Source organism: Stenotrophomonas maltophilia, from assembly GCF_004920835.1.
GTDB classification, from domain to species: domain Bacteria; phylum Pseudomonadota; class Gammaproteobacteria; order Xanthomonadales; family Xanthomonadaceae; genus Stenotrophomonas; species Stenotrophomonas maltophilia_AQ.
In genome coordinates this window covers 135,171-159,801 of the sequence record NZ_QFHO01000008.1, presented here as the reverse complement: position 1 = coordinate 159,801, position 24,631 = coordinate 135,171, and the positions used below count along the sequence as shown (strand labels likewise).

General features: G+C 67.1%; 24 protein-coding genes. 14 read left to right on the top strand and 10 right to left on the bottom strand.

Going from position 1 to position 24,631, the window contains the following annotated elements:
- The first annotated feature begins 28 nt into the window (after window positions 1-28).
- The 11 genes from mqo (at window position 29) to DI041_RS08380 (ending at window position 12,625) form a co-directional block, all read left to right on the top strand.
- Window positions 29-1,729 (top strand): malate dehydrogenase (quinone), encoded by a 1,701-nt coding sequence (gene mqo, locus DI041_RS08430; protein WP_136640133.1) that lies wholly within the window; start codon window positions 29-31, stop codon window positions 1,727-1,729.
- Window positions 1,730-2,033: 304 nt separating this feature from the next.
- Window positions 2,034-4,229, top strand: coding sequence for a TonB-dependent siderophore receptor (locus DI041_RS08425; protein ID WP_136638430.1), 2,196 nt, complete (start codon window positions 2,034-2,036; stop codon window positions 4,227-4,229).
- Window positions 4,230-4,385: 156 nt separating this feature from the next.
- Window positions 4,386-6,029 (top strand): malonate decarboxylase subunit alpha, encoded by a 1,644-nt coding sequence (mdcA, locus tag DI041_RS08420; RefSeq protein ID WP_136638429.1) that lies wholly within the window; start codon window positions 4,386-4,388, stop codon window positions 6,027-6,029.
- Between the two features lie 10 nt (window positions 6,030-6,039).
- Complete coding sequence (gene mdcC, locus DI041_RS08415) at window positions 6,040-6,360, top strand: malonate decarboxylase acyl carrier protein (RefSeq protein ID WP_046988478.1); 321 nt, start codon at window positions 6,040-6,042, stop codon at window positions 6,358-6,360.
- Window positions 6,357-7,265: a biotin-independent malonate decarboxylase subunit beta gene (locus tag DI041_RS08410; protein WP_136638428.1), complete on the top strand. Its 909-nt coding sequence runs from the start codon at window positions 6,357-6,359 to the stop codon at window positions 7,263-7,265. The genes mdcC and DI041_RS08410 overlap by 4 nt, the downstream gene beginning before the upstream one ends.
- Complete coding sequence (gene mdcE, locus DI041_RS08405) at window positions 7,262-7,972, top strand: biotin-independent malonate decarboxylase subunit gamma (RefSeq protein WP_136638427.1); 711 nt, start codon at window positions 7,262-7,264, stop codon at window positions 7,970-7,972. The genes DI041_RS08410 and mdcE overlap by 4 nt, the downstream gene beginning before the upstream one ends.
- Window positions 7,965-8,606, top strand: a complete 642-nt coding sequence (mdcG, locus tag DI041_RS08400) for a malonate decarboxylase holo-[acyl-carrier-protein] synthase (protein WP_136638426.1) — start codon at window positions 7,965-7,967, stop codon at window positions 8,604-8,606. Before mdcE ends, mdcG begins: the two co-directional genes overlap by 8 nt.
- Window positions 8,603-9,460: a triphosphoribosyl-dephospho-CoA synthase MdcB gene (gene mdcB / locus DI041_RS08395; RefSeq protein WP_136638425.1), complete on the top strand. Its 858-nt coding sequence runs from the start codon at window positions 8,603-8,605 to the stop codon at window positions 9,458-9,460. The genes mdcG and mdcB overlap by 4 nt, the downstream gene beginning before the upstream one ends.
- Window positions 9,457-10,377 (top strand): malonate decarboxylase subunit epsilon, encoded by a 921-nt coding sequence (mdcH, locus tag DI041_RS08390; RefSeq protein ID WP_136638424.1) that lies wholly within the window; start codon window positions 9,457-9,459, stop codon window positions 10,375-10,377. The genes mdcB and mdcH overlap by 4 nt, the downstream gene beginning before the upstream one ends.
- 104 nt (window positions 10,378-10,481) lie before the next feature.
- A complete protein-coding gene (locus DI041_RS08385) occupies window positions 10,482-11,849 on the top strand; it encodes an SLC13 family permease (RefSeq protein WP_046985730.1) in 1,368 nt (455 codons plus the stop codon).
- 56 nt (window positions 11,850-11,905) lie between these two features.
- Window positions 11,906-12,625 carry a GntR family transcriptional regulator gene (locus DI041_RS08380; protein WP_046985729.1) on the top strand — a complete coding sequence of 240 codons (720 nt, stop codon included), beginning with the start codon at window positions 11,906-11,908 and terminating at the stop codon, window positions 12,623-12,625.
- Window positions 12,626-12,777: 152 nt separating this feature from the next.
- Here the strand turns inward: DI041_RS08380 and DI041_RS08375 are convergent, their stop codons facing one another.
- Complete coding sequence (locus DI041_RS08375) at window positions 12,778-13,098, bottom strand: hypothetical protein (protein ID WP_136638423.1); 321 nt, start codon at window positions 13,096-13,098, stop codon at window positions 12,778-12,780.
- A gap of 151 nt (window positions 13,099-13,249) precedes the next feature.
- Here DI041_RS08375 and DI041_RS08370 point away from each other — a divergent pair, with 151 nt between their 5' ends.
- Window positions 13,250-14,197, top strand: a complete 948-nt coding sequence (locus DI041_RS08370; protein WP_046985727.1) for a nucleoside hydrolase — start codon at window positions 13,250-13,252, stop codon at window positions 14,195-14,197.
- Between the two features lie 4 nt (window positions 14,198-14,201).
- Here the strand turns inward: DI041_RS08370 and DI041_RS08365 are convergent, their stop codons facing one another.
- The 6 genes from DI041_RS08365 to DI041_RS08340 all read right to left on the bottom strand — a co-directional run bounded on the left by DI041_RS08365 (window position 14,202) and on the right by DI041_RS08340 (window position 19,886).
- On the bottom strand, window positions 14,202-15,461 hold the full coding sequence (locus DI041_RS08365; RefSeq protein ID WP_136638438.1) for an MFS transporter: 1,260 nt from the start codon (window positions 15,459-15,461) through the stop codon (window positions 14,202-14,204).
- A 61-nt stretch (window positions 15,462-15,522) separates the two neighbouring features.
- Window positions 15,523-16,662, bottom strand: a complete 1,140-nt coding sequence (locus tag DI041_RS08360) for a metallophosphoesterase (protein WP_136638422.1) — start codon at window positions 16,660-16,662, stop codon at window positions 15,523-15,525.
- Window positions 16,663-16,815: 153 nt separating this feature from the next.
- Complete coding sequence (locus tag DI041_RS08355) at window positions 16,816-18,357, bottom strand: TerC family protein (RefSeq protein ID WP_136638421.1); 1,542 nt, start codon at window positions 18,355-18,357, stop codon at window positions 16,816-16,818.
- Between the two features lie 43 nt (window positions 18,358-18,400).
- On the bottom strand, window positions 18,401-18,625 hold the full coding sequence (locus DI041_RS08350; RefSeq protein ID WP_032127628.1) for a helix-turn-helix domain-containing protein: 225 nt from the start codon (window positions 18,623-18,625) through the stop codon (window positions 18,401-18,403).
- Between the two features lie 13 nt (window positions 18,626-18,638).
- Window positions 18,639-19,106 (bottom strand): DUF2975 domain-containing protein, encoded by a 468-nt coding sequence (locus tag DI041_RS08345; protein ID WP_032969209.1) that lies wholly within the window; start codon window positions 19,104-19,106, stop codon window positions 18,639-18,641.
- Between the two features lie 198 nt (window positions 19,107-19,304).
- Window positions 19,305-19,886, bottom strand: coding sequence for an NMCC_0638 family (lipo)protein (locus tag DI041_RS08340; RefSeq protein WP_046985724.1), 582 nt, complete (start codon window positions 19,884-19,886; stop codon window positions 19,305-19,307).
- A gap of 128 nt (window positions 19,887-20,014) precedes the next feature.
- On the opposite strand from DI041_RS08340, the gene DI041_RS08335 reads away from it, so the two are divergent.
- On the top strand, window positions 20,015-20,326 hold the full coding sequence (locus DI041_RS08335) for a metalloregulator ArsR/SmtB family transcription factor (protein ID WP_004147836.1): 312 nt from the start codon (window positions 20,015-20,017) through the stop codon (window positions 20,324-20,326).
- 24 nt (window positions 20,327-20,350) lie between these two features.
- Complete coding sequence (locus tag DI041_RS08330; protein WP_046985723.1) at window positions 20,351-21,745, top strand: DUF2867 domain-containing protein; 1,395 nt, start codon at window positions 20,351-20,353, stop codon at window positions 21,743-21,745.
- A gap of 19 nt (window positions 21,746-21,764) precedes the next feature.
- Here DI041_RS08330 and DI041_RS08325 read toward each other — a convergent pair whose 3' ends face one another.
- The 3 genes from DI041_RS08325 to DI041_RS08315 all read right to left on the bottom strand — a co-directional run bounded on the left by DI041_RS08325 (window position 21,765) and on the right by DI041_RS08315 (window position 24,534).
- Complete coding sequence (locus tag DI041_RS08325) at window positions 21,765-22,268, bottom strand: GNAT family N-acetyltransferase (protein WP_046985722.1); 504 nt, start codon at window positions 22,266-22,268, stop codon at window positions 21,765-21,767.
- Window positions 22,269-22,282: 14 nt separating this feature from the next.
- A complete protein-coding gene (locus tag DI041_RS08320; RefSeq protein WP_046985721.1) occupies window positions 22,283-22,720 on the bottom strand; it encodes a hypothetical protein in 438 nt (145 codons plus the stop codon).
- Between the two features lie 71 nt (window positions 22,721-22,791).
- Window positions 22,792-24,534 carry a GGDEF domain-containing protein gene (locus tag DI041_RS08315; protein WP_136638420.1) on the bottom strand — a complete coding sequence of 581 codons (1,743 nt, stop codon included), beginning with the start codon at window positions 24,532-24,534 and terminating at the stop codon, window positions 22,792-22,794.
- Window positions 24,535-24,631: the final 97 nt, after the last annotated feature.

Sequence of the window (24,631 nt, the reverse complement as noted above, 5' to 3'; positions counted from 1 at the left end):
CCTCCCCTCCGCCAACGATCCCGCCCCCATGAAGAAATTTGGCAAGGTTCTGCTCGCCCTGCTCGTGCTGCTGTTGCTGGCCGCCGCACTGTTCCTGTACTGGCCGCTGACCAAGCGCTCGGTGCCCGCCGCCAGCAACGACAAGCCCGTCGACGTTGTACTGGTCGGCGCCGGCATCATGAGCATCACCCTGGCCACCTACCTGCAGGAACTGCAGCCGGACTGGAACATCCAGATCTACGAACGCCTCGACGGCGTCGCCGGTGAAAGCTCCGACGGCTGGAACAACGCCGGCACCGGCCACTCGGCCTTCGCCGAACTGAACTACACCCCGGAACTGCCCGATGGCAGCATCGAGACCAAGCGCGCGGTCGGCATCGCCGAATCGTTCGAGGTCTCGCGCCAGTTCTGGTCGCACCAGGTGAAGGAAGGCCGGTTGAGCCAGCCCAGCGACTTCATCAACCCGACCCCGCACATGAGCTTCGTCTGGGGCGATGACAACATCGCCTACCTGCACAAGCGCCAGCAGGCCCTGGTGAAGAACCCGCTGTTCTATGGCATGCAGTACTCCGAGGATCCGGCACAGATCAAGCAGTGGGCACCGCTGCTGATGGAAGGCCGTGACCCGAAGCAGAAGGTTGCCGCGACCTGGATGCCGCTGGGCACCGACGTCAACTTCGGTGTGATCACCCGCCAGCTGACCACCGGCCTGCAGCGCAGCCCGAACTTCAGCCTGCACCTCAACCACGAAGTGAGCGCGCTGCGGCAGAACGCTGACAAGAGCTGGAACGTGACGGTGAAGAACCTCAAGGCCGGCACCGAGTCCACCACCCACGCCCGCTTCGTGTTCATCGGTGCCGGTGGCGCCGCGCTGAAGCTGCTGCAGATGTCCGGCATTCCGGAATCGAAGGACTACGCCGGCTTCCCGGTCGGTGGCCAGTTCCTCGCCTTCCAGGGCCAGGACGTGACCTCGCGCCACGGCGTGAAGGCCTACGGCATGGCCGAAACCGGTTCGCCGCCGATGTCGGTGCCGCACCTGGATGCTCGCAAGCTGGACGGCAAGCCGGTGGTCCTGTTCGGGCCGTTCGCGCTGTACAGCACCAAGTTCCTCAAGCACGGCTCGTGGTGGGACCTGTATTCTTCGGTCAACCACAACAACGTCGGCCCGATGCTGGAAGTGGGCAAGGACAACCTGGACCTGGTGCAGTACCTGATGGCACAGGCACGCTTGAACGACGCCGATCGCCAGGCCGAACTGGTCAAGTACTTCCCCAATGCCAAGCCGGGCGACTGGAAGCTGGTGACCGCCGGCCAGCGCGTGCAGATCATCAAGCGCGATCCGTTGAAGGGCCCGGTGCTGCAGTTCGGTACCGAGATCGTGACCGACAAGGACCACACCATCGCCGCCCTGCTCGGCGCTTCGCCGGGTGCGTCGACCTCGCCGCCGATCATGCTGGACCTGATGGCCAAGGCCTTCCCGGACCAGATGAAGGCCGGCTGGGAAAGCCGCCTGCGCGAGATCGTGCCGTCGTACGGGCGCAAGCTCAACGACAGCGCGGCGCTGGTCAATGAGATCCGCACGCTGACCAGCCAGAGCCTGCACCTGCCGTACCTGGAGGTGCCGGTGGACGCCAATGCGGCGGCGCCGGCCCCGGCGGTCGCGCCGGCAGCGGTGCCGGCACCGGCCAAGGAAAAGCGCAACGCCAACGAGGAACTGCAGGCGCTGTAAGCCCGGCAGACTCCCTGCTGCAGACACGGACGGCCACCCTCGGGTGGCCGTTCGCGTTTGCAGGGCTGCGGGTCAGAGCCCGTTGCCTGCGGCAACAGGATCCGACCCCCAAACGGGCGCTGCTGCATGCCGGGAAGCCTCTGCGCAATGACGAGAATTGTAATGTTGTTAAGAATTATTTACATTTGCGTCACTGCGCAGTGACCGCGCCTCTCCCAGATGGACCTGCCGTGCCCGAAGCCGCCGCCCCGGGTGCTGGACGACTGCTGCCGCCCCCTTCCCGTCTCCGAGCTTCGAACCCGCCATGTCCCTGACGTTCCGTAATCGCCTGCCCCGCCGTGCGCTGCTGCCGGCTGCCCTGCTGTCCTCGCTCGCAGTGGTCGCGTCTCCGGCGTTCGCCGAGGCCGCCGTCGATGGTGCTGCCGATGCCAAAACCCTGGACCGGGTCAGCGTGCGCGCCGAAAAATCCGCGCCGCCGGCCAGCACCACCCGCCTGCCGATCACCCTGCAGGAAACCCCGCAGTCGGCCACCGCGATCAGCCTGAAGCGCCTGCAGGACGAATCGCTGTTCAGCATCAACGATGTGATGCGCAACGTCACCGGCGTCAGCGTGTCCTTCTATGACACCCAGCGCCCGCTGTACTACGCGCGTGGCTTCGCCATCACCGACTTCCAGGTCGATGGCATTCCCACCTACAGCGGTTCGACCAACCAGGAATACGACACCGCCTTCTACGACCGCATCGAAGTGATCCGCGGCGCCAACGGCCTGCTCAGCGGTGCCGGTGTGCCGTCGGCCACGGTCAACCTGCTGCGCAAGCGCCCGGGCAAGGAGTTCGACGCCTCGTTCTCGGTCAGCGCCGGCAGCTGGGACTATCGCCGCATGGAAGCCGACGTGACCGCGCCGCTGACCGCCGACGGCCGCTTCCGCAGCCGCGTGGTCGCCGCCTATACCGATCGTGGCCTGTACTACGACCGCTACGACGAAAACAAGATGGCCGGCATGGCGGTGCTGGAAGGCGATGTCACCGACAGCACCACCCTCACCCTCGGCTACCAGAGCCAGGACAACAACCCCACCGGTTCGACCTGGGGCACCGTGCCGTTCTTCGACAGCCAGGGCAACTTCGCGCACCTGCCGCGCTCGACCAATCTGTCGCCGAAGTGGAGCTACTGGAAGCGCGAGAGCAACACCGCCTTCGCCAACCTGGAACAGCGTTTCGGCGACAACTGGCTGTTGAAGATCAACACCGCCTACACCCGCGGCAACGTGCAGAACGTACGCCTGTACGGCACCGGCAACCCGGACCCGGTGATCGGCTCGGGCATCTACCTGCGTGCCGCTGCCGGTGATTCCAAGGACACCCGCCGCAATGTCGATGCCTACCTGACCGGCAGTTTCCCGCTGTTCGGCCGCGACCACGATGTCACCCTCGGTGCGCAGTGGTCGGATCTTGAAGGCACCACCAACACGCTCGCACTGAACTTCCCGACCGACTGGGCGCGCTGCGGCAGCGACCGCTGCTACTACATTCCCAACGTGTACAGCTGGAACGGCGACATCTCCGAGGTGACCTACCGCCGCACCGGCGCGCGCCGCGTGGCCAAGACCACGCAGAGTGGCGTCTACCTGGCCACCCGCCTGCGACTGGCGGATCCGCTGTCGCTGATTGCCGGTGCACGCCTGAGCCGCTGGGAAACCCTCAGCCGCTCGTACAACGCGACCGGGGCCTACACGGCCACCAGCGGTGCGTACAAGGTCAGCGACGAAGTCACCCCGTACGTAGGCCTGGTCTACGACATCACCCCGAACGTCTCGGCCTACGCCAGCTACACCGAGATCTTCAATCCGCAGAACTTCAAGGACCGCAACGAGAACCTGCTGGCACCGGTGCAGGGCTCGAACCTGGAAGCAGGCATCAAGACGCAGTGGCTCGATGGCCGCCTGACGGCCAATGCCGCCGTGTTCGAGGCCAAGCAGGACAACTACGCGGTGCGTGATATGAGCGTGCCGGACGGTTCGCTCAGCGATGGCACCTCCGCCTACATCGGCATCAACGGCACCAAGGCCCGCGGCTGGGAGATGGACGTCAACGGCGAGATCCTGCCGGGCTGGACGGTCAACGCCGGCTATACCCACGTCAAGGTCACCCGCGCCGCCACCGACCTGCTGTACGCCAACCCGCCCAAGGACCTGCTGCAGCTCAACACCCAGCTGCAGCTGCGCGGCGCGCTGGAGCGCCTGAGCATCGGCGGTGGCCTGCAGTGGCAGAGCAAGGTGCAGGGCTACAACATCGCCTACCCGTTGGGCGGCACGGTCACCGTGAACCAGCCGGCCTACATGCTGGTGCAGTTCAACGCCAACTATCGCATCAGCGACAACTGGACCGCGACGCTGAGCGTGCGCAATGCGCTGGACAAGACCTACTGGGCCAACCTGGACTACAACAACTACGGCGAACCACGCTTCGTGTCGGCCAGCCTGCGCTGGAAGTTCTGAGGGGCCCGCGAACCGGTGGGTGCCGACCGTTGGTCGGCACACCCCAACCCTGAATGGGCCCGCCTCCGCGCGGGCCCTTCTTTTTGCTGCATTGCGGGTTGCACGCCCGTTCGTAATTATGGCGTAATTATCTCAACGCCAATCGGAAGCCGGTCGATGAACCCGAGCTGGGATACGTTGGAACGCAGCCGTCAGGCGCGCCTGGAGCGTGCTTCGCCCTGGGCACGCGGCCATGAGGTCGCCGCCGCCGACGTCGGCGAGCTGCTGCACGCACTGCTGGAGCCGTGCGACAAGGTCTGCCTGGAAGGCAACAACCAGAAGCAGGCCGACTTCCTCGCCCAGTGCCTGGCCGACCTCGATCCCGCGCGGGTGCATGACCTGCACATGGTGCAGTCGGTGCTGTCGCTGCCCTCGCACCTGGATGTATTCGAGCGCGGCATCGCCTCGAAACTGGACTTCTCGTTCTCCGGCCCGCAATCGGTGCGGCTGGCGAATCTGGTGGCCGAAGGACGCATCCAGATCGGTGCCATCCACACCTACCTGGAACTGTTCGGCCGCTACTTCATCGACCTCACGCCGCGCATGGCGCTGGTCGCCGCGCAGGCGGCGGACCGCCACGGCAACCTCTACACCGGCCCGAACACCGAAGACACCCCGGTGATCGTCGAGGCTACCGCGTTCGGTGGCGGCATCGTCATCGCCCAGGTCAACGAGATCGTCGACACCCTTCCCCGCGTCGACATTCCGGCCGACTGGGTCAACTTTGTGGTGCAGGCGCCGAAGCCGAACCACATCGAACCGCTGTTCACCCGCGATCCGGCACAGATCTCCGAGATCCAGGTGCTGATGGCGATGATGGCGATCAAGGGCATCTACGCCGAGTACGGCGTGAACCGCCTCAATCATGGCATCGGCTTCGACACCGCCGCCATCGAGCTGCTGCTGCCGACCTACGCCGAATCGCTGGGGCTGAAGGGAAAGATCTGCCAGCACTGGGCGCTCAATCCGCACCCGGCGCTGATTCCGGCCATCGAATCGGGTTTCGTCAGATCGGTGCACTCGTTCGGTTCGGAACTGGGCATGGAGAAGTACATCGCTGCGCGCGGTGATGTGTTCTTCACCGGCGCCGATGGTTCGATGCGCTCCAACCGCGCGTTCTCGCAGACCGCAGGGCTGTATGCCTGCGACATGTTCATCGGCTCCACCCTGCAGATCGACCTGCAGGGCAACAGTTCCACCGCAACGCGCGACCGTATTGCCGGTTTTGGTGGCGCACCCAACATGGGCTCGGATGCACGCGGCCGCCGCCATGCCAGCGACGCCTGGATCAAGGCGGGCCAGCAAGCCGCGCGGCCGGGCGAGATGCCACGCGGACGCAAGCTGGTGGTGCAGATGGTGGAAACCTTCCGCGAGCACATGGCGCCGGCCTTCGTCGACCGCCTCGATGCCTGGGACCTGGCCGAGCGCGCGGCCATGCCGCTGCCGCCGGTGATGATCTACGGCGACGACGTCAGCCATGTACTGACCGAGGAAGGCATCGCCAACCTGCTGCTGTGCCGCACTCCCGAGGAGCGCGAACAGGCGATCCGTGGCGTGGCCGGCTACACCGCGGTGGGCATGGGCCGCGACCGCGCGATGGTGGAGAACCTTCGCGACCGTGGCGTCATCCGCCGTCCCGATGACCTTGGTATCTCCGTGCGCGATGCCAGCCGCGATCTGCTGGCCGCACGCTCGGTGAAGGACCTGGTTCGCTGGTCCGGCGGACTGTACGACCCGCCCAAGCGCTTCCGCAACTGGTAAGGGACAGAGCATGGAAACCCTTGACTATCAATTCGACGGCACGACGCCTGCACACTTCCCCACCGATGCGGTGCTGGTCGGCGTGCTGGCATCGGGCAACCTGGAAATCCTGCTGGAGCCGGCCGCACTGGACGGCGCGATGACGGTGCGCATCATCACCTCCGCGCAGGGCTTCGGCAGCGTGTGGCAAGCGGTGATCACCGACTTCGCGCGACGCCATCCGCTGCGCGATGTGCGCATCTCGATCAACGATGCCGGCGCAACCCCGGCGGTGGTCAGCCTGCGCCTTGACCAGGCAGTGGAAACGCTACTGGCCGGAGGCACGCCATGAACCGCGTACAGCGCCACAGCTACTACGAAGCCGACGCCCGCGAGCGTATCGCCGGCCTGGTCGATGCCGGAACGTTCCAGGAATTCCTGGGCCCTGCGCGACGGATGATGAGCCCGCATCTGGCGCAGCTGGACCAGCCGGCGGCGTTCGACGACGGCATCGTTGTGGGTGAAGCCACCCTGCGTGGCCGGCGCGTGCTGCTTGCCGCACAGCAGGGCCAGTTCATGGGCGGCGGCGTCGGTGAAGTACACGGTGCCAAGCTCTCTGGCCTGCTGCGCCGCGCAGCCACGACCCGGCCCGAAGGCGTACTGCTGCTGCTCGATACCGGCGGCGTGCGCCTGCACGAAGCCAATGCGGGATTGATTGCCATTTCCGAGATCATGCGCGCCACGCTGGATGCGCGCGCTGCAGGCGTGCCGGTGGTGGCACTGATTGGCAGCGGCAACGGCGCGTTCGGTGGCATGGGCATCGTCGCCCGCTGCTGCAGCACCGTGATCATGTCGGAGGAAGGCCGGCTGTCGCTGTCCGGGCCGGAGGTGATCGAGACGGTTCGCGGCGTGGAAGAGTTCGATTCCCGCGACCGCGCGCTGGTCTGGCGGGTTACCGGCGGCAAGCACCGCTACCTGATCGACCAGGCGCAGGTGCTGGTGCCCGATGCCATCGAGGCGTTCGCGCAAGCGGCATTCGATGCGCTGCAACCGGACACCGCCAGCAGCGATGCCGATGCGGCACTGAGTGCGCTGCAGGCCCACCATGCCGCGTTGAAGGCACGCGTGCAGGCCTGGGGCGGATGCCGCGATGGACTTGAGATCTGGTCTCTCCAGGGCATCGCCGAACCCGAGCGGCTGCCGCTGCTGGACACCGATGCCTTCCTCGCCGCAACCGCCGATCGGAGCCTGCCATGAGCCTTCCGCTGCACGCGCTGCTTGATGCGCTGTTTCCGCGTGGCCACGCCATTGCGGTGAACGATTCGGTACTGACCGGCAGCGCCGCCACGGACGAAGGCGACGTGACCGTGATCGGCACCGCCGACAAGCTTGAGGTGGGTGTGGACCACGCGATGACACTGGCCGAAACCGTGCTGGCCAGCACCGCCGCGCACCCACAGCAACCGATCGTGATGCTGGTCGACACCGCCGGCCAGCGCCTGGCGCGCCGTGACGAACTGCTTGGCATCAACGGTTACTTCGCGCACCTGGCGCAGACGCTGGATCTGGCTCGCCGACGCGGTGCGCGGCTGGTGACCCTGGTCTATGGCGAGTCGGTCAGCGGCGGCTTCCTGTCGTTCGGCTTGATGGCTGACCACATCCACGCCCTGCCCGATGCGCAGGTGCGGGTAATGGACCTGCGCGCGATGGCAAGGGTGACCAAGCAGCCGCTGGAGAAACTTCAGGCACTCAGCCAGAGCTCGCCGGTGTTCGCGCCGGGTGTGGAGAACTACGTGGCAATGGGTGCGGTGGAATCGCTGTGGGATGGCGATCTGGCCACGCACCTGCTTCAGGCTCTGCGCACGCCCGCCGAAGGCGACTGCCGCGCCGCGCGGGGTGCTGAACGTGGTGGGCGCACACTATCCGCAAGCGTGGCGGCAGCCGTGAGCCAGGGCGATGCCTGAGCGGCTGCCCCGCCATACGCTGGTCTGGTTGTCGGCGCGCGCCGGCTGGCAGGCGGACATCGCTGCGCATGAGCCGCGCCTGGCCAACTGGTTTGCGCAGGGTCTGCCGGCCATCGTTGCGCGTCGTGCCGCGGACGATGCCGACCCACGCCTGCGCCTCGGCGTGCCGCTGCCCCCGATGGAGGGCAAGCTGCGCCTCGCTCTGCGCGTGCCGGCACGCGATGTGCTGCGCACCGCGCCGCCACCGACGCTGCAGGCCGTGCTGGAAAGCGACCTTGCACCGGACTGGCAGCGTCCCCTGCTGGCGTTGCAGGACATCGCAGCAGCACGCGTGTTCGGAGCGTTTGCCTGGCAGTACCTCACTGGACTGCACTATGTGCACGCGCGCTCGGACATCGATCTGCTGTGGCGGATCGACACCACCGCGCAGGCCGATGCCCTGGCTGCAAAGCTGCAGGCATGGGAAGCCGGATACGGTCGCCGGGTCGATGGCGAGCTGTGCCTGGCCGACGGTGCCGCCGTGAACTGGCGGGAGTACGCGGGACGCACCCGCGAGGTACTGGTCAAGCGCCCGGAAGGCGCCGCACTGGAACTGCGCGAGTCCGTGTTCGCCTCCGCCGGGGTGAGCGCATGAACGCCGTTGCGCAGCCGACTGTCCGGCCAGCAACGGCCGTGGACTGCGCGCGCCTGGGGCGTCTCGCCGTTGCCAGCCTGCATGCAGAACTGGCCTTGGCACCGAAGCCGGGACTGGTCACACCGTTCGATCGCGGCAGCCACCACGACATGGATGCCGGCACGTTCCTGCGCAGCCTGTTTGCGCTGCGCCACTATTTCACCGCCGTGGCCCGCGCCGGCGCTACGGAATCCCCGTTCGATGCGTTGCGCCAGCACGGTATCGCGGCCGAAGCAGCGATGCTGCGTGCCACCTCGGGCGTCAACACCCATCGCGGTGCGATCTTCAGCCTCGGCCTGCTGGTGGCGACCGCCGCTGCCTGTCGCTTCCGCCTGGGCCATGCCGCCACGGGTGAGCAGGTCTGCCTGGAGGTACGCCGTTGGGCTGCGGATTTCGCAAACGCCCCGCTGGATGCAGCCAGTCCTGGCCAGCGTGCGCGCGCCCGGCACAAGGTGCCGGGCGTGCGCGAGCAGGCCGCCGCCGGTTACCCGCTGTTGCGCGCGGTGGCGTTGCCCAGCCTGCGCGATGCGCTGGCCAGTGGCCTGACGCGTGAGGCCGCGATGTGCCACACGCTGATGCAGCTGGTCGCCCACACCGACGACCTCAACCTGCTGCATCGCGGTGGTGCTGAAGGCCTGCGTTGGGCACAGCAGCAGGCGCAGGATTTCCTTGCTACCGGCGGAGCCTTTGCACCGGACTGGCGCGCACGCCTGAAGCTCGTCGCTGATGCCTTCGTTGCGCGTCGGCTGAGCCCGGGCGGCAGCGCCGATCTGTTGGCATGCAGCGTGTTCCTGCTGCACCAGGAGCGCGCATGAGCCTTGCCCTGCTCTGCCCCGGACAAGGCGCACAGCATCCGGCGATGTTCGATCGCGTGCGCGACCTTGCTGCCGCACGGCCGGTGCTCGATGCCACCAGCGAACTGCTGGGCCGCGATGTATTCGCCGCCGCGACGGCCGACGACCGCTTCGACAATGTGCAGGCGCAGCCCCTGCTGTGCGCGGCAAGCCTGGCGCACTGGCAGGGCCTGCGCGAGGTGTTGCCAACGCCGACAGTGATCGCGGGCTACAGCATCGGCGAACTGGCCGCCCACGCCATCGCTGGAAGCATCGATGCAGCCACCTGCCTGGCATTGTCCGCGCAGCGTGCACACCTGATGGATGCCGCCAGCCCCGACGATGCTGGGCTCCAAGCCGTCCTGGGAGTTGACCGCATTGCCACGCAGCGGTTGTGCGATGCGCATGGCGCCTTCATCGCGATCGCCAGCGGCTACGACCACTTCATCGTAGGCGGCGCATGGCGGTCGCTGCACGCATTGGCGGAGGACGCGCAGTCGCACGGTGCCGAGATCCGTCCGCTGCCGGTCCATGTGCCCGCGCACACGCCGCTGCTGGCTGGCGCAGTGGCACCGTTTGCCGCCGCACTGGAAGCAGCGTCACTGCAGGCGCCACGCCTACCTCTTCTGGCCGGCATCGATGCGCGCCCGGTGCGTGATCGCGCCACGATGGTCCACACGTTGTCGGCGCAGCTGGCACAGACCATCGAATGGGCGCAGGTGATGCGCCAGGCCTTCGAGCGCGGCGCGCGGGTGTTCCTGCAGCTGGGCCCGGGCAACGCATTGGCACGCATGATCGCGCCGGCCTACCCGTGCTGCGAGGTGCGCGCGGTGGAAGAGTTCCACAGCCTTGAAGGCGCGGCGGCATGGGTCCACAGCGCGCTGGAGCGGCTGCAGTAACGGGTTCGAGCAGTACGTATCACGCAACACGCAGTACGTCGCCTTACCCCGGGATGGCGGGTCTCCATCCGCGCTGTACGTGAGCCACGTGTCTGGGAGGGCGCATGAGTCCACAAATCGCAACGATCATCGGTCTGGTGATCATGTTCATCGTTGCCACCGCGATGCCGATCAACATGGGCGCCGTCGCCTTCGCGCTGGCCTTCATCATCGGCGGGCTGTGGGTCGACATGGGGGGCAAGGAAGTCCTGGCCGGCTTCCCCGGCGATCTGTTCCTGACCCTGGTCGGCATCACCTACCTGTTCGCCATCGCGCAGAAGAACGGCACCATCGACCTGCTGGTGCACTGGGCAGTGAAAGCCGTGCGCGGCCATATCGTGGCCATTCCGTGGGTGATGTTCGTGATCACTGCGGTGCTGACCGCCTTCGGTGCGCTGGGCCCGGCAGCGGTGGCGATCATCGGCCCGGTCGCGCTGCGCTTCGCAAAGCAGTACAACATCAACCCGCTGATGATGGGCCTGCTGGTCATCCACGGCGCACAGGCGGGCGGCTTCTCGCCGATCAGCGTGTATGGCAGCATCACCAACGGCGTGGTGCAGAAGGCCGGGCTGGAGGTGACCGAGATGGCGGTGTTCCTGACCAGCCTGGGCTTCAACTTCATGATGGCGACGATCTGCTTCTTCGCCTTCGGTGGCATCGCCCTGCTGCGTCGTGGTTCGATCACCGCGGCGGGAACAGTCGGCAACGCGGAGCTGGCGATGGCCGGTGGCCCGCAGGCGTCGTCGCGCCAGTTCGCGATCGAAGGCCACGGCGCGCTGGTCGCAGCAGGCGGCGGCACGCTCAGCAATGATCCGGCGGCACTGGATGCGGTGAGCCTGACCCGCGAACGGTTGTTCACCCTGATCGGCCTGCTCGGCCTGGGCGTGGCCGCGCTGATCTACAACCTCAACGTAGGTCTGGTGTCGATCACTGTGGCGGTGGTGCTGGCACTGCTTTCGCCGCAGAGCCAGAAAGGCGCGGTCGATGGCATCAGCTGGTCCACCGTACTGCTGATCTGTGGCGTGGTGACCTACATCGGCGTGCTGGAACATGCTGGCGCTGTGGACTTCATCGGGAATGGTGTCTCCGACATCGGCATCCCGCTGCTGGGCGCACTGCTGGTCTGCTACGTCGGCGGCATCGTCTCCGCATTCGCCTCGTCGGCAGCGGTGCTGGGCGCGACGATTCCACTGGCCGTGCCGTTCCTGATGCAGGGTCACCTCAGCGCCGCCGGCGTGATCTGCGCGCTGGCGGTATCGTCCACCATCGTCGATGTCAGCCCGTTCTCCACCAATGGCGCACTGGTGGTGGCCTCCGCCGCAAAGGAAGAACGCGAGACCCTGTTCCGCCGCTTCCTGGTCTACAGCGGCCTGGTGGTGGCGCTGGGGCCGTTGCTGGCCTGGCTGGTGTTCGTGGTACCGGGCTGGATGTAACCGCCATCCGGTCGTGCCGACCGCTGGTCGGTACGACCTGGCGTTACACTCTGCGCATGGCTATTGCCCCTGCCCCACGTTCACCGAAGAAGCGCGCGCCTCTGTATGAAGAGGTGGCCGAACACGTGCGCGAACGCATCTACGACTACCGACTGCCGCCCGGTGAGTGGATCGACGAGCCCGCGCTGTGCGAAGAACTGGGCATCAGCCGCACACCGCTACGCGAGGCGCTGAAGCTGCTGGCAGCCGAAGGCCTGGTGCAGATCGATGCCGGTCGTGGCAGCCGGGTCACCCGTTTGACGTTGGAAGACCTCAACCAGCTGTTCCCGGTGATGGCGATGCTGGAAGGCCGCTGCGCGCATGAGGCGGTCAAGCACATCGACGACGCCGGCGTGCAGCAGCTGGAAGACCTGCATGCGGCGATGGAAACCGCAGCAGCCGAGGGCAACATCGCCGAGTACTACCGCAACAACTACCTGATCCACGAAACCGTGCAGCATTACGCCGGTAACCCGTGGCTGATCCGCATCACCCACGATCTGCACCGCATCCTGAAGATGCATCGCGGCCGTCAGCTGCTGACCCCCGGGCGCACCGCGCAGTCACTGGCCGAACACCGTGAGTTGATGGAGTGCTTCCGCCGCCGCGACGCACAGGCTGCCGAGCGCACCATGGAACGCCATCTGCTGAGCCAGGGCCAGGCACTGGCCGCCTACGTGGCGGCAGGGGGCCTGTTGAACGTTCCCGCACCGTTGCCGACCGCAGGCGGCGGCTGAGCCTGCCATTGTTCGCCGGGCATGGCCCGGCGCTACCGACCGCGGCCAACCGCTGTTTTGTAGAGTCGAGCCATGCCCGACTGCTTTTCGATCGGGCATCGCGGCGTTGAGAGCGAAGTGCAGTCGAGCATGACTCGACTCTACAGAGAGCTTCAATCGCTGCAGCTGCCACCGTCACCCCCACCACCATCACTGCTGCAGTCGGAGCTGCTGTGGCTGTGATGGCTGTGGTTGTCACCGGAATAGCCGCCTGTGCTGTCGTAGCTTCCGCCGCCATCCCCCCGGCTACCCGAGCCATCGGCCGTGGCCACCGCGATGCACAGGATCGCGCCGACCAGCGGCAGCAGCCAGACCAGCAGCAACTGCACCGTCCGGCCGCCCGCCGTCAGGCCGTCACGCTGCGCGATCACCACGGTGGCCACCACGTTCAGGCCCAGCACCAGCAGGACCAGCAGAAGGGCAACGATCAGCATTCGGCGGCTCCGTGCCTGGACTGGGGGCATTATGGCCTGCCACCCCGGCAATGGCCCTGCCTGTCATGAAGATGGGACAATGTAGGGCGCGCCGGCCTGCCCGCAAGGCCGCCGGCCCCCCTGCACCACACGGAAGAAGAAGAACAACAACATGCTGAAAGTCATTTTCGATACCGACCCGGGCGTCGACGACGCCCTGGCCCTGCTGTACCTGCACAAGCACGCCCAGATCGACCTGATCGGCGTCACCACCACCTTCGGCAATGCCTCGGTGGAGTCGACCACCCACAACGCGCTGTACCTGAAGCAGGCCTGGGGCCTGTCCGCGCCGGTCGCGCGCGGCGCCGAAGGCCCGCTGCAGCCGGAAGCCACTCCGGAAGCCTGGCCGGTGCACATCCACGGCCACAACGGCCTGGGCAACCACCCGGTGCCGGCCAACCTGGACGTGGCTGCCGACGCACGCCCCGCCCACCAGCTGATCATCGACCTGGTCCGCGCCCATCCGGGCGAAGTGACCCTGGTCGCGGTCGGCCGCATGACCAACCTGGCCCTTGCCCTGCAGCAGGCGCCGGACATCGCCGGCCTGGTGCGCGGCGTGGTGATCATGGGCGGCGCCTTCCACGTCAACGGCAACATCACCCCGGCCGCCGAGGCCAACATCTGGGGCGATGCCGAAGCCGCCGACGTGGTGTTCACCGCCAGCTGGCCGGTCACCGCGATCGGCCTGGACGTGACCACCCGCGTGGAAATGAACCGCGACGGCCTGGACAAGCTGGCCGCCCTCGGCGGTGCCGACGCCGAGCTGGTCCGTGCGCTGTCACAGGACTACGTCGACTTCTACCTGCAGGCCGGCCACAAGGGCATGGTCGTGCATGACTGCTGCGCCTGCATCGCGCTGACCCGCCCGGAGCTGTTCCAGTTCGAACGTGCCAGCGTGCGCGTGGCCACCGATGGCGTTGCCCGTGGGATGACCATTCCCAAGCCGGAAGGCATGGGCTTTGGTCCCAGCGTGTGGGACGGCCATGTAGTGCAGTCGATTGCCATCGGCGTGGATGCGGCCGCCGTACTGGCCGACATCGAGCAGACCCTGAAGGTCTGATCGCCTAGCGCTTGGCCCTGCCCGGGACCGTCTCGGGCAGGGTCCACAGCACTGGCAACACCAGCACCGCCACCAGCGCGATCATCGCGCCCGGCGCGGCCGCCCAGCCGCTGCGCTCCACCCACCATTGCGCCAGCCAGGGTGTTGCCCCGCCGAAGAATGCGGTGGCCATGGTCACCCCCAGTGCCAGCCCACTGACCCGGCCTTCGCCGGGGAACTGCTCGGCCGTGGCCGGGGCCGCCACCGCGCTCACACCACCGGCTACACAGGCCAGCAGCACCGCCGCCAGCGCGATGCCCAGCGCCGTCGCCTGCGCCATCCACGCGAACAGGGACAGCGGCAGCAGCGCTGCCAGCAGGGTCAGGCCCAGCAGCATCGGCCGTCGCCCTACGCGATCGGACAAGGCACCACACAATGGCGTGATCGCGATGACCGCGACTGCCGCAATCGTCGACAGCCACAACGCATCGCCCTCGTCGTGGCCCTGTGCATGCAGGAACGCCGGCACATAGGTGATGCCCACGTAGTAGGTGATCGAGCCCAGCGCCGAGATCGCGAAGGTGCGTGCCACCGCCAGCGGATGGTTACGCAATACGTGGCGAAGCGGCGTAGCCGGAATACTGCCCTCGCGACGCTGGCGTTCGAACTCCGGCGACTCGTGCATGCCCGAGCGCGCGACCAGGATCACAACCGCCAACGCCGCGCCGACGAAGAAGGGAATACGCCAGCCCCAGCTGTCCAGCTGCGGGCTGGGCAGCAGCGCAACCGTAAGCGCGGAGATCGCCACTGCCAGCAGCGCACCCACTTCACTGGCCGCCGAAGCCAACGAGGTCACCAGGCCGCGTCGCCGCACCGGCGCGCTTTCCAGCAGGTACGCCACCACGCCGGTGTATTCGCCTCCTACCGAGAACGCCATCACGCAGCGCAGCACCAGCAGCAGCACTCCCGCCGTGGCACCTGCGGTGGCCGCAGTCGGCAGCAGCGCAGTGGCCAGCATCGCCGCCGCCATCAAGGCCATCGACGCCAGCAGCATCCAACGCCGGCCCAGCCGGTCGCCCAGGTGGCCAAAGCACAGTGCACCGAGTGGGCGCATCAGATAGGACACCGCGAAGCCGGCCAAGGTGACCAGCATCGCCTCCTTGCCGCCGCCGAAGAACACCCGCGACAACACCGTGGCGAAGTACAGGTACAGAGTGAAGTCGTACCACTCCACCACCGTGGACAAGCCGGCCACCCACATCGAGCGCTGCCGCGTCGCCGTCATTTCATTCATCGCCGCAGGGTGTCATGCGCAGGGTGATGGCGCGGTGCACCTGCGTGCAGGGTCAGACCGGTGCGCGGCGCAAGGTGATCAGGGTGATTTCCGATGGCACGCCGATGCGTGCCGGGAAACCCGCCCAGAGGCCTGCACCGTTGCTCACGTACAGGGTCATCCCATCCACGTCGTAGCGGCCGGAGACAAAGCCACCGTTGGCACGCTTCACCAGCTGGTCCATACCGATGATCTGCCCGCCGTGGGTATGTCCGGACAATTGCAGCTTGACGCCACGCGCCGCCGCCTCGCGTGCATTGCGCGGGCGATGATCAAGCAGGATCACGGGTGCCGCCGGATCGGCACCCGCCAGCGCGGCCTCCAGGTCCGGCAGAGGCAGGCCATAGCGGGCCGCCACCGGGTCGGTGACGCCGGCGATGGTCAGCGCTGCATCACCGCGTCGTACCTGCAGGTGGCTGTTCTCCAGCACTTGCATGTGCAGCGCGCGGAACGCCTGCATCCACTCCTGGTATTGCGCGTAGTACTCGTGGTTGCCGGTGATGGCGATGACGCCGTCGGGCGCCTGCAGGTCAGCCAACGGGCGCGCGTCATCGCGGCGGGCCTGGACGCTGCCATCGATCAGGTCGCCGGTGATCACGATCAGGTCCGGCTTCAGTGCGTTGCTCTCGTCCACGACCTTGCGCACCCAGTCACCGGTCAACAGGCGGCTGGCATGGATGTCGGTCAGCTGGAGCACGCGATAGCCGTCGAACGAAGCCGGCAGTCCGGCGATGCTCACTTCGATCTGCCGGGGCTCGGGTACGGCCATGCCCTGGCTGACGCCATAGCCGCTGACCAGCAGCGCCAGCACACCCGCCACCGGCCGCAGCTTCGGCGCGCGCAACGCCGATACAGCACGTGGCCTGCGCAGGATGCGCGACACCAGCAGGCCCGCGTCCAGCACCAGCAGGACCAGCGCCAGCAGCAGTACGGCAGTCGAACCCGTGGCCAACGAGGCGATGGACAGCTTCGGAATTTCCGGCGAGGCCATCGTGCCCCAGAAGGTAGCAACAATGCGTAGCTGCACGGCCACGCCCACCAGCAGCAGCGACAGCACCACCTTCAGCCCGGTGGGCATACGCAGCGGCCAGAACAGGCGCCAGGCCACGTACAGGCCCATCAACAAACCGATCGTACTCAGCACTGCAATCATCCGGGAAGGAAAACGGGCCCGCCATGGTGACGGTTGCCGGCAGTGTTGTGTAGAGCCGGGCCATGCGGCGCTGCTTTGAATGTAGAGCCGGGCCCATGCTCGGCTTCTCAACATGCAGCCGAGCATGGGCTCGGCTCTACAACAACAGGTAGGTCAAGCCATTCCGTCGAGGCGCTCCACCCGCAGTCGCGTGATGCGGCGCTTCTCCATCGCCAGCACAGTGACGCGTACACCGGCCACACCCACCGCATCGCCAACGTCCGGCAGGCGACCCAGCTGTTCCAGCACCAGCCCGGAGATGGTCATGTAGTCGTCACTGCGCGGCAGCGACACACCGGTCAGCCGCTGCAGATCGTCCAGGGTCAGCGCGCCATCGGCCTCCCAGCAATCGTCACCCTGCGCGACCACGCCATAGCGTTCGTCCTGGGTGTCGACCAGGTCACCGGCAATGGCCGCCAGCAGGTCGTTGGCGGTCACCAGGCCTTCCACGCTGCCGTACTCGTCCACCGCCACCGCCAGCGGCACCGGGTGCTGGCGGATCAGTTCCAGCGCCTGCAATGCGCTGGCACTGGACAGCACGTACTGCGGCTCGCGCAGGTTGGCTTCCAGCTGCAGCGGCTTGCCCTGCAGCAGGTCGGCCAGCAGGTCGCGGCTCTGTACCACGCCGCGCAGACTGTCCAGATCGCCATCGCCCACCAGCAAGCGAGTGTGCGGCGACGCCACCAGGCGTGCCACCACATCCTCCGGCCCACGCGCCATGTCGATCCACTGCACGTCGGCACGCACGGTCATCACGCTCGACACCGGGCGATCGGCCAGGCCCAGCACGCTGCGGATCATCTCGTGCTCGGCCGGCTGCAACCGCTCTTCGGCATCCACCTGCTCGCTCGCATCTTCATCGTGATGACCATTGGCCGGACGCGCGCCGAGCATGCGCAGCACGGCGTCGGCGGTGCGCTGGCGGAACGGCTGGCGGCGCTCGTTGCGCTCACGGTTGAAACGCACCCACTGGTTGAAGGCTTCGACCAGGATCGAGAAGGCAATGGCCGCGTACAGGTAGCCCTTCGGAATCTTGTAGCCCAGGCCTTCGGCCACCAGGCTGAAACCGATCATCAACAGGAAGCCCAGGCACAGCACCACCACCGTGGGATGCTTGTTGACGAAGCGGGTCAGCGGCTTGCTGGCCACCAGCATCAGCACCATCGCGATGGTCACCGCGGCATACATCACGCCCAGGTTGTCGACCATGCCGACCGCGGTGATCACCGAGTCCAGCGAGAACACCGCATCGAGCACCACGATCTGCGCCACCACCATCGCGAAGCTGGCATAGACCTTCTTGCCATCTTCGTGATGCTCGCGGCCTTCCAGCCGTTCGTGCAGTTCCATCGTGCCCTTGAACAGCAGGAACAGACCACCGCCCAGCAGGATCAGGTCACGCCCGGAGAAGCTGTGGTCGAACAGCGTGAGCAGCGGCTCGGTCAGTTTCATGATCCATGCCAGCGCGGCCAGCAGCACCAGCCGCATCAGCAGGGCCAGGGCCAGGCCGATCACCCGCGCGCGATCGCGCTGGTGCGGCGGCAGTTTGTCGGCGAGGATCGCGATGAACACCAGGTTGTCGATGCCGAGAACTATCTCAAGCACGACCAGGGTTGCAAGGCCCATCCATATCGAGGGGTCAGCCAACCATTCCATTTCAGGTCCGTTTCGTCAGTAGGTAAGGGAAAAGGGGAAACACTCAGTCAGCCTCCTGCGCCTGCGCCGGGTCATGCCCGAGCAGGTCGCCAGGTGTGCACTGCAGTTCGCGGCATATCGCATCGAGCGTGGAAAAGCGGATGGCGCGTGCCTTGCCGGTCTTCAGGATCGACAGGTTGGCCAGGGTGATGTCGATGCGCCCGGCCAGCTCGGACAGGGTCATGCCCCGCTCCTGCAGCATGCGGTCCAGGGTGATGACGATCGCCATCAGTACATACCCATCAGATCAGGCCATCCAGGTCATCGCGCATCGCCGCACCCACCGCGAACACGCGCGCCAGCACGAACAGCATCAGCACCGCGACCAGGCCGGTGATCGACATGCCGCCACCGACTTCCATCCAGGTGAAGTCCGGGCCCATCCATGCGGCGTAGGCGCCGATCAGGATCGACAGCAGTTCCATCGCCAGCATCAACCACGCCATGCGCTGCAGGCGCTGCGCATTGGCATGGGTGAACGGCCGCTCGCGTGCCGCCGATGCCAGCAGCCGCAGCAGGTGGCGCAGGAACACCAGGCACAGCACCAGCAGCGCGACGATCGCGCCCAGGCCCAGGCAGAAATGCAGGAACAGGTCGTTGCCATGCGCGGCGGCAGCATTGGCGTCGTGGACACTGTCGAGCAGCCAGCGACGGTCGTGGGCAACCAGCGGCACGGCCAGCAGTGCGGCCAGGATGCCCAGCCAGCACATTGCCCGGACGGCCTGTACGGCGGCCTGGGCCAGGGTGAACAAGCCTCGCGCGGATCTGGCGCGGGCGGGACGAGCGGTCAAGCGGCCTCCGGTGTTGGGATGGCTTCGCCGCCCCGGGGTGAATTTATCGATAAACGATATACCACATCCCCGGTGAAAAGCTGAATCGCGGGCGTGGCCCCCGCGCCTGGCCCGGCGCTAGCGTACGGGCGCGGCCTGTTCCAGCATCGCCTCACCCGGGGTCGCCGACGCCATCGCCTGCACGCCGGCCTCCGGTGCCTGCCGCGTGACCAGGCGGAAACGGACCTGCAGCCTGCTCTGGCCAGGTGCGGCCCAGCCGTACTGGATGGCGACCTGGTCGGCCGACAGCGGTCCGCGCCCAGGCAACGAACGTGCCTGCAACGGCTTCGGTGCGGCCAGCATCAACCGTGCGAAGCCCTTCTGCACCACCGCCGCATCGGCCTTCTCCGCATATACCGTACAGGTGCCATCGTCGGCCCAGCTCACCGCATAGCGGCCACTGGCCAGCGGTACCATCCAGGCCACGCCCGGCTGGCCCTGCAGCAGCGTGGCCGCTTCGGCAGGCTGCAATGGCGACAGTCCATTGGATTCCATCAACGACTGCAGCCGCGCCGGGGCACCGATGTGCTGCATGCAGGCGGTATCGAACAGTTCGCTGAAGGGGTCCTGCGCGGGGGCGTTGCCCTTGGTCGTGCGCGCGGGCTGTGCCACTGCCAGGGTGGGCAGCAGGGCCAGGACCAGCCAGAACGCAGCGCGCATCGGAACTCCAAGGGCGGAAAGCAACAGGGAGGATGGCAAAGGGCATGCGGGCCGTGCAACTGGCCAACGCTTGACAGCCGGCCGTAGCGGGAGGACTATCAATTAACGAATTAGTTAATTAACTCGCCATGGACCGCATCTTCGAAGCCCTCGCCTCCACCGCCCGCCGACAGATCCTGGCCTATCTCAGCGCCGGCGAGCTCAGCGCGGGTGAACTGGCCGAGCGCTTCGATTTCAGCAAGCCCGCGCTGTCCAGCCATCTGCGCATCCTTGAGGAAGCCGGGCTGATCGAACGCGAGAAGCGTGGCCAGTTCGTGTACTTCCGGCAGGTGCCGGACCGCCTGGCCAATACGTTGTTCTCCTGGGCCGCTGAAGTCTGTCCGGTCGGTGGCCCGCTCAAGCGCGAAGCCCGCGCCCGCCGCAAGTCCCCTGCCCGCTGAGCATCCCTGCCAAGGAGCGCGACCATGCCTGGATCGACCCGCGACCGCCGTTCGTTTCCAGCAGTCAAGCTTCCCGCCCGGGAAGGAGCCAGCCCGACCGAAGTCACGCTGATCGCGCAATTGGGCATCGGTGCCGGTGATGCACTGATCACCGACGCCAGCCAGCGCCAGCGCCACCATCCGGCCTTCATCGATGCGCTGGATGAGCCCTCCGCACGGCTGGGCGGCATGCATCTGCAGCAGGGTGATCCGTCCTCGCTGTACAGTTTCTCTGTTGGTGCCGGTGGCCATCCGTTCCATCGCCATGCCGGTCCACGCATGTTCACGGCCATCGCCGGCAGCGCTGGTGCCGAGCTGCGCTTCGCCAGCGCTTCCGACGCCGAGCTGGCGAGCGATCCCGGCGTCTTCGCGCGCACGCTGCGGCGCGTCCGCATCCCGCCGGACTGCCTGTTCACCGTGCGCTTCGGCGGCGGCACCTGGCACCAGTTCGCATCGAACCACCGCAACCATCCGGCGCTGTTCGCGCTGTCGTGCCACAGCAATGAACTGGCCGGTGCGATGAGCGAGCACACCCGTGCGCAGGTACAGCGCAATGCCGGCGACATTCCCAGCCTGACCGACGTACTGCCGGAAGCCTGCTGGCCAACGGCCGCCGCACTGACGGCCACACCGCTGGTACAGCTGTCATTGCAGGCTGCGGCCCCCAGCCTGCGTGCCCGGCTATGCGCGCGCACCCGCGCATGGTTCGGCCCGCTGCGGCGGATCACATTGCAGCCGCTGCGTGGGTTCGTCGAACGCGCTACGCCGGCCTACCCCATCCAGTCGCAGCCGCCACACAACGACGGCCTGCTGGCCACCGCGCTACCGCTCAGCCACTACCAGGACCTGACTACGCTACTGCTGGACAGTACGCAGGTGCGGCAGCGTTCCGCGTCGACACTGCTGGCCGAGGTACTGGAAGGCTTCCTGCGCAATCCCCCCAGCGGCGTGGGCCGGTTGATGGCGCTGCGCAACCGCCTGGTTGCGCCGTTGCGGCTGCGCACCTCACCGCTGGGCTGCCCGGTATCGTCGCTGCTGTCCAATGACCGCAGCCGGCTGTTTGTTGGCCGTTATCCAGTGCTGGATTCGCGGGTCGATGCAGATGACCACTGCGCGGAAGTCCTGCTCGGTGCCGACGACCGCCATCTGCGTTTCCGCAGCAGCGTGCGGGTGCAGCTGCGTGCGGATGGTGGCGTCGAGATCAGTCTCGGTTCGCGCGTGCAGACCCACAATGCGTTCGGTCGCATCTACATGGCGCTGATCGACAGCACGCATCGCCACTACGTCGCACCGGCACTGCTGCGGCGTGCGGCCGAGCACGCACTGGCACCGGAACTGGACGGCATCGGTGACTGGGCGGGACACCCCGCGCCCAGGTAATGCCGGCCAGCGGCCAACGCTATCCCGCGCTGTAGCGGTACACCAGATCGCCAGCATCGCTGCGCACGGCCTGCGCATCGAGCACGCCGCCCAGCCGCTGCGCAACGGCCTGTGATGCCATATTGTCCGGCGCCATGTAGCTGACCAGGGTCGGCAGCTGCGCCACCACGAAGGCCCAGTCGCGCAGCGCGCCGGCCGCCTCGGTGGCGAACCCTTGCCCCTCATGGCCGTCGTACAGCAGCCAGCCCAGTTCCTTTTCCGGGAACAGCGGACCGTGGTTGATACCAACCTGGCCGATGCAGGCACCATTGTCACCACGCTCGATCATCAGCGCACCGTGGCCGAACAACTGCCAGCTGGCCAGATCGTGGCAGAACTGCCCCCACGCGGCGACCTCACCAAACGGACCGCCCATGCCGCCCGCGCGCGGCGATGCCAGGAACGCGGCGTAGACCTCGAAGTCATCGAGCCGTTGCGGGCGCAGCCGCAAGCGTTCGGTGTAAAGCGTGGGAATCTCAAGCATGCCGTCGCGCGACCTCAATACACCGCCAGGTGGCCGCAACCGCGGTGCTGTGGCTGCCCTTCCATCGTCACCTGTACGCTGGCCAGGGTATCGACACCTTCGGCAGTGCGGCACGACTCGCGCTTGATCTCGACGACGGCCGGCTGCCTGCCAAGTTCGCCGTTGAGCACGATCAGCGAGCTGGGTGCATCCGCCGGCTGCCCCATATAGCGCAGCGTGCCCTTGTGGGTGCGGCCGTCAGCGCTGAGGCTGGCATCGTGGTTGCCCTTGCCGGTAGAAGCAATCTCGATGCTCCAACCCGCACCGCCACCGGTGAAGGCCGGCACCGGGCTCAGGTCCGCGGCGATCGAAGGATGGCGCGGCGCATCCGCAGCGGTCTGCGAAGCGGTGGAGGTACAGCCGGCCAACAACCCGGCCAGCAGCACTGCGGCGACAACAGGGCGAGCGGTCATGATGGCTCCTTCCAAGCGATCAGAGGGTCAGTCTAGATGGCACTGCGTGCGCCAGCGATGAACGTGGCGTTTCAGCGCGGAACGCGCCCACCACCGGCCACCCGGACGCGATCACGGCCCTGCGCCTTCGCCTGGTACATGGCGGCATCGGCGGCACGCAGCAGCGTGCGCCAGCCCAGTGCATCGGTGCCGCCCTGGGCCACGCCGAAACTGGCGGTCACCCGCAGTTCGATGCCACCCGAGATTACGATGTCCAGCTGCTGCAGCGCCAGGCGCAGCGACTCCGCCAGGCGGAGGCCACCCGCGAGATCACCGTCGGCCAACAGCACCAGGAATTCCTCGCCACCGTAGCGGGCAATGCTGTCACTGCGGCGCAGGTGGCGCTGCAGCAGCTGTGCCACCTGTTCCAGCACCTGATCACCGGCATCGTGGCCATGGCCATCGTTGATCGCCTTGAAGCGGTCGACGTCCAGCAGGATCACCACCGCACTGGCCTCACCCTCGGCGTGCCGCTGCTGCACCACTTCCTCCAGCGCGCGCCGGTTCAGCAGGCCGGTCAGCTCATCGGTACCGGCCAGCTGGCGCAGCTCGCTGGTCAACGCCGAGCGCTCCCGCGACTTCTCGCGCAGCACTTCGATGGCATCGAACAGGCGCTGCATTTCGGCCAGCGGATGGGTGACGTGCTGCTCCGGCCCGGGTACATCGGAGGCGATCTGGATCACCTGCCGCTGTGCCTGCAGCAACGGCCGCAGGATCTGCAGATGGGCAATGCGCAGGGCCACCCCAAGCACCACCAGCGTGCCCAGCGCAGTCGCCAGCAGCACTGCCAGCCGCGTCGCCTCGCGGTTGCGGGTGCGCTCGAAACGGGCGATGGACACGCTCAGGTAACCATCACGCAGCGCTTCCAGCGACTGCAGTGTCGGCACGTAGCGTGCGGTGAACTCGGCCGCGGTCCACGGTGGCGGCACGCCGCGGCGACCGTCCTCGATCAGCTGCTCGATCATCGGCAGCGACTCGCCGAAGAACTGCCGGCGAGCCATATCCCAATGCCAGGACAGCGCCGGGTCACTGCGGAACACCGATTGGTGGCTGCCAGCCAGCCGCCACAGCTCCAGAAGGCGGCCCTCGGTCTGCAGAGCAGCGCGTACCTGTTCGTCGCGCCAAGCACCCCGCACCGCCACCGGTGCCATTACATTGGACGCCAGGCGACCGCCATGCTCGCGCAGATCGATCAGCACCTGGCCCTGCATCGCCGGAATGGCTGCTTCACGGTCGACACTGACCAGCAGATTGATCTGCGCCGAGGTCAGCAGGTGCAGCCGGTCGACGACCGCGAACATGCTGTTGATCGCCCGCTCCACTTCCTCCACCCGGCGCGCCTCCTGCGGCTGCGCGGTGACGCGGTCGACCGCCGCACGCGCCGATTTCAGCCGACGCTGCGCATCGGCCAGCAGGCCTTGCTCATCCACTACGCTGGGAGCAGCCCTGAACACGCTGTCCAGCTGCTGCATCGAGGTATCCACCCGCCTGCGCGCCATCGCCAGCTGCGCAGCCAGCCGCGCGTGTTCGGCGGCATCGGCCGGGTCGGCGCCGAGCAGGCTGTTGGCCGGGCCGCGTTCGGCGGAGACCAGGTTGGCCAGGTCGAAGGTCTGCCGCAGCTGGCGCAGGCTGACCAGATTGTCTTCGGCGGCGCTGTAGCGCAGTGTGCCCTGGACCAGCGCGATGGCCATCAACGGCAGCGTACAGACCACGAACAACCCCGCCAGGATCCAGACCCAGGTCCGCAACCCGATGGGCGATGCCTTGCCGGCCATGCAAATTTCCCCTGAAGTGCGGATCACTGTAGCCGCCGGTCCCGGTAGCGCCAAGCCAGTGCCGCGCGAACCGTGACCACGGGTATACCGCAGTCAA

Excerpts from the sequence above, each read along its gene's own strand:
- mqo (WP_136640133.1), top strand. The coding sequence starts at position 29 with ATGAAGAAATTTGGCAAGGTTCTGCTCGCCCTGCTCGTGCTGCTGTTG.
- DI041_RS08425 (WP_136638430.1), top strand. The coding sequence starts at position 2,034 with ATGTCCCTGACGTTCCGTAATCGCCTGCCCCGCCGTGCGCTGCTGCCG.
- mdcA (WP_136638429.1), top strand. The coding sequence starts at position 4,386 with ATGAACCCGAGCTGGGATACGTTGGAACGCAGCCGTCAGGCGCGCCTG.
- mdcC (WP_046988478.1), top strand. The coding sequence starts at position 6,040 with ATGGAAACCCTTGACTATCAATTCGACGGCACGACGCCTGCACACTTC.
- DI041_RS08410 (WP_136638428.1), top strand. The coding sequence starts at position 6,357 with ATGAACCGCGTACAGCGCCACAGCTACTACGAAGCCGACGCCCGCGAG.
- mdcE (WP_136638427.1), top strand. The coding sequence starts at position 7,262 with ATGAGCCTTCCGCTGCACGCGCTGCTTGATGCGCTGTTTCCGCGTGGC.
- mdcG (WP_136638426.1), top strand. The coding sequence starts at position 7,965 with ATGCCTGAGCGGCTGCCCCGCCATACGCTGGTCTGGTTGTCGGCGCGC.
- mdcB (WP_136638425.1), top strand. The coding sequence starts at position 8,603 with ATGAACGCCGTTGCGCAGCCGACTGTCCGGCCAGCAACGGCCGTGGAC.
- mdcH (WP_136638424.1), top strand. The coding sequence starts at position 9,457 with ATGAGCCTTGCCCTGCTCTGCCCCGGACAAGGCGCACAGCATCCGGCG.
- DI041_RS08385 (WP_046985730.1), top strand. The coding sequence starts at position 10,482 with ATGAGTCCACAAATCGCAACGATCATCGGTCTGGTGATCATGTTCATC.
- DI041_RS08380 (WP_046985729.1), top strand. The coding sequence starts at position 11,906 with ATGGCTATTGCCCCTGCCCCACGTTCACCGAAGAAGCGCGCGCCTCTG.
- DI041_RS08375 (WP_136638423.1), bottom strand. The coding sequence starts at position 13,098 with ATGCTGATCGTTGCCCTTCTGCTGGTCCTGCTGGTGCTGGGCCTGAAC.
- DI041_RS08370 (WP_046985727.1), top strand. The coding sequence starts at position 13,250 with ATGCTGAAAGTCATTTTCGATACCGACCCGGGCGTCGACGACGCCCTG.
- DI041_RS08365 (WP_136638438.1), bottom strand. The coding sequence starts at position 15,461 with ATGACGGCGACGCGGCAGCGCTCGATGTGGGTGGCCGGCTTGTCCACG.
- DI041_RS08360 (WP_136638422.1), bottom strand. The coding sequence starts at position 16,662 with ATGATTGCAGTGCTGAGTACGATCGGTTTGTTGATGGGCCTGTACGTG.
- DI041_RS08355 (WP_136638421.1), bottom strand. The coding sequence starts at position 18,357 with ATGGAATGGTTGGCTGACCCCTCGATATGGATGGGCCTTGCAACCCTG.
- DI041_RS08350 (WP_032127628.1), bottom strand. The coding sequence starts at position 18,625 with ATGGCGATCGTCATCACCCTGGACCGCATGCTGCAGGAGCGGGGCATG.
- DI041_RS08345 (WP_032969209.1), bottom strand. The coding sequence starts at position 19,106 with ATGTGCTGGCTGGGCATCCTGGCCGCACTGCTGGCCGTGCCGCTGGTT.
- DI041_RS08340 (WP_046985724.1), bottom strand. The coding sequence starts at position 19,886 with ATGCGCGCTGCGTTCTGGCTGGTCCTGGCCCTGCTGCCCACCCTGGCA.
- DI041_RS08335 (WP_004147836.1), top strand. The coding sequence starts at position 20,015 with ATGGACCGCATCTTCGAAGCCCTCGCCTCCACCGCCCGCCGACAGATC.
- DI041_RS08330 (WP_046985723.1), top strand. The coding sequence starts at position 20,351 with ATGCCTGGATCGACCCGCGACCGCCGTTCGTTTCCAGCAGTCAAGCTT.
- DI041_RS08325 (WP_046985722.1), bottom strand. The coding sequence starts at position 22,268 with ATGCTTGAGATTCCCACGCTTTACACCGAACGCTTGCGGCTGCGCCCG.
- DI041_RS08320 (WP_046985721.1), bottom strand. The coding sequence starts at position 22,720 with ATGACCGCTCGCCCTGTTGTCGCCGCAGTGCTGCTGGCCGGGTTGTTG.
- DI041_RS08315 (WP_136638420.1), bottom strand. The coding sequence starts at position 24,534 with ATGGCCGGCAAGGCATCGCCCATCGGGTTGCGGACCTGGGTCTGGATC.